The organism is Microvirga sp. KLBC 81 (assembly GCF_003075415.1).
GTDB lineage: Bacteria > Pseudomonadota > Alphaproteobacteria > Rhizobiales > Beijerinckiaceae > Microvirga.
On sequence record NZ_QDAH01000198.1, the window covers coordinates 1 to 2,588 of the forward strand.

Here is a 2,588-nt window from a genome sequence, read left to right on the forward strand (position 1 = left end):
CCTCGTCTTCGTCATCGAACCCCCTCCCACTCCCTCAGGAGCTTAGCAAAGGTGTCCACCAACGCGAGGGAGGATCAGACGGTGCTCCTCGGGATGATGTTGTCCCTATAAGCTTCCTCGTCGCCGGACTGGTGGAATGCCTCGCGCTTCCAGCCGTCCCCGCCTCAGCCTGCTTAATCCCCCCTTCCGCCGTTCAGAAAGAGCAGGCAACGGACAACCTAAAACTTTCGAGCTACCTCTACAGATAACGACATGGCACCAGACTCTATAAATTTGCAATCATTCACTAGCGATAAAGTACCCAATACGAGTTACCGGTTCTACATACCTTGTTTTTGCCAATAAATTATCGTGTTGAAGACAATGAATATGTCGATTTGCGTCAAAATCCTGCTCTCTCCTCCCTGTCCATACAAGCGAATACTTGCAGTACAGGGACTACAATCGAGGAGACGGCCCTATGCCAGAATTGGTCCTCCAACAAGGCGTGAACGGCTACAGCGGCACCTACGACACGATGTTGAGGGAAGCCAAATCCAATACAAGCTATGGCTCTGCGACCAGCCTCAGCGCAGACAAGGATGACGATGGCGGGGCCAATCAGGTCCTGCTGCGGTTTGACAATCTGTTCGGCCTTGAATCTGGGCGGATCCCCACAGGCGCACACATCACCGAAGCCACCCTTACCCTGCAGACCACGAACACTGGCGGTGGAGCCATCCTCCACCAGATGCTGACCTCCTGGGACGAGACCGACACCTGGACCTCGCTCGACGGCGGTATTCAGGCCGACGGCACCGAGGCAGCAGCCGCAGCCGACCTTGCCATTGGGTATCAGTCCTCGCTCAGAGCGAGCACCTTTGACGTGACCGAGAGCCTGCAGGCCTGGGCCAACGGAGCCGACAACTACGGCTGGGTCTTCCTGGGCCAAAACCGAGATGGCTGGGATTTCTCATCCTCCGAGAGTGGCTTCGCCCCGATCCTCACGATCAAGTACACCCTCGACACGCCGCCCCCGGACGACACCAACGTGGCGCCGGTGGCGACCGACGATACCTCCTCCACGGACCAGAATGTCCCCGTGACGATCCCGGTGCTGAGCAACGACACCGACGCCAACAATGACTTGCTCTCGGTCAGCGACGTCGCTGATCCTGGGCACGGCACGGCGGTCCTCAACCCGGACGGCAGCATCACCTACACCCCGGATACGGGTTTTCTCGGCGATGACAGCTTCAGCTACACCGTCAGTGACAGTCAGGGCGGTACGGACACAGCCAGCGTTCTCATCAACGTGAGTGCCGCTACCACACCGCCGGATACACCCTTCACGGGCACGGTGGCGGCCACGACGGAGACACCGTCGGTGGCCGGCTCCGGCGATGTCGCCGATGATCCGGCCATCTGGGTCAACAGGGCCGATCCGTCCAAGAGCGTGGTGATCGGCACGGACAAGGGCGGCAGCGATGGCGGGCTCTACGTCTACGACCTGCAGGGCAACGTCATCCATCATATTGCAACTGGCACAGCCCAGAACAATGTCGATGTCCGCTATGGCTTCAATCTAGGCGGCAAGATCGTGGACCTGGTAGGGGCCTCCAACACTTCCAAGGACACCATCGACTTCTGGACCGTCGATCCGGACACCCGCGAACTCACCGCAGTGGGCAACGTTCCGACGGGTCTGAGCATCTACGGCTTTGCGATGTCTCATTCGGCGGATGGCACCTATTACGCTTATACCACCGAACAGGACGGCACTCTGCGCCAGTTCGAGCTCGACGGCAGCAGCGGCACGGTCAAGGGCACGGCGGTTCGCACCCTCGAGGTGGGCTCGCAGTCCGAGGGCATGGTGGTCGACGATGAGACCGGCGCCTTCTACGTCTCCGAAGAAAATGTCGGCCTCTGGCGGTACAGTGCCGATCCGGCATCCGGGTCCTCGCGCACGTTGGTAGATCCAGTTGGCAAGGGGCATCTCACGGCAGACGTGGAAGGGCTGAGCATCTACTATGGCCAGAACGGCACCGGGTACCTGATCGCCTCGAGCCAGGGCGACGACCGCTATGCAGTCTATGACCGTGGCAGCAATGCTTATCTCGGCTCGTTCAAGATCGGAGCCGGCAATGGCTTCGATGCGGTCACGGGAACGGATGGCCTGGATGTAACCAACGCCGGGCTGGGCCCGCTGTACCCGAATGGGCTTTTCGTGGTGCACGACCATGACAACACCGGCAGCAGCACCTCCAATTACAAGTTCGTCGATTGGGCCGATGTGGCGGGGCTGGGCAACCTGATCACCGACACCACGCACAGGCCCTGGGATTTGGCCCTCTAGCGTATCGCAATCCCAGCCCTCGCAGGGTGGATCAACCCACCCTGCGAGCTTTGTCCGTTACGGGCTGGCGCGGGTTGCTCGCGCTCACAGATCCTGATAGCCCCGCCGCCGCTTGGCCTGCACCACGGCCTCTAGGCTGTAGTGACCAATTAATCATTTGAGCCAGAGCATGATGTTGGCAAGTTTGACGAAGCCGAGGAAGTTGGTGGCGAGCTTGTCGTAGCGGGTGGCAATTCTCCGCCATTGCTTGAGC

At 59.9% G+C, this 2,588-nt stretch carries 1 protein-coding gene and 1 pseudogene; one reads left to right on the forward strand and one right to left on the reverse strand.

The features are described from left to right. Positions 1-460: 460 nt before the first annotated feature. Complete coding sequence (locus DC522_RS33050; protein ID WP_116532637.1) at positions 461-2,335, forward strand: phytase; 1,875 nt, start codon at positions 461-463, stop codon at positions 2,333-2,335. A gap of 153 nt (positions 2,336-2,488) precedes the next feature. Here the strand turns inward: DC522_RS33050 and DC522_RS33055 are convergent. Beyond that, positions 2,489-2,588: pseudogene (locus DC522_RS33055) on the reverse strand (IS5/IS1182 family transposase); the annotation flags it as partial.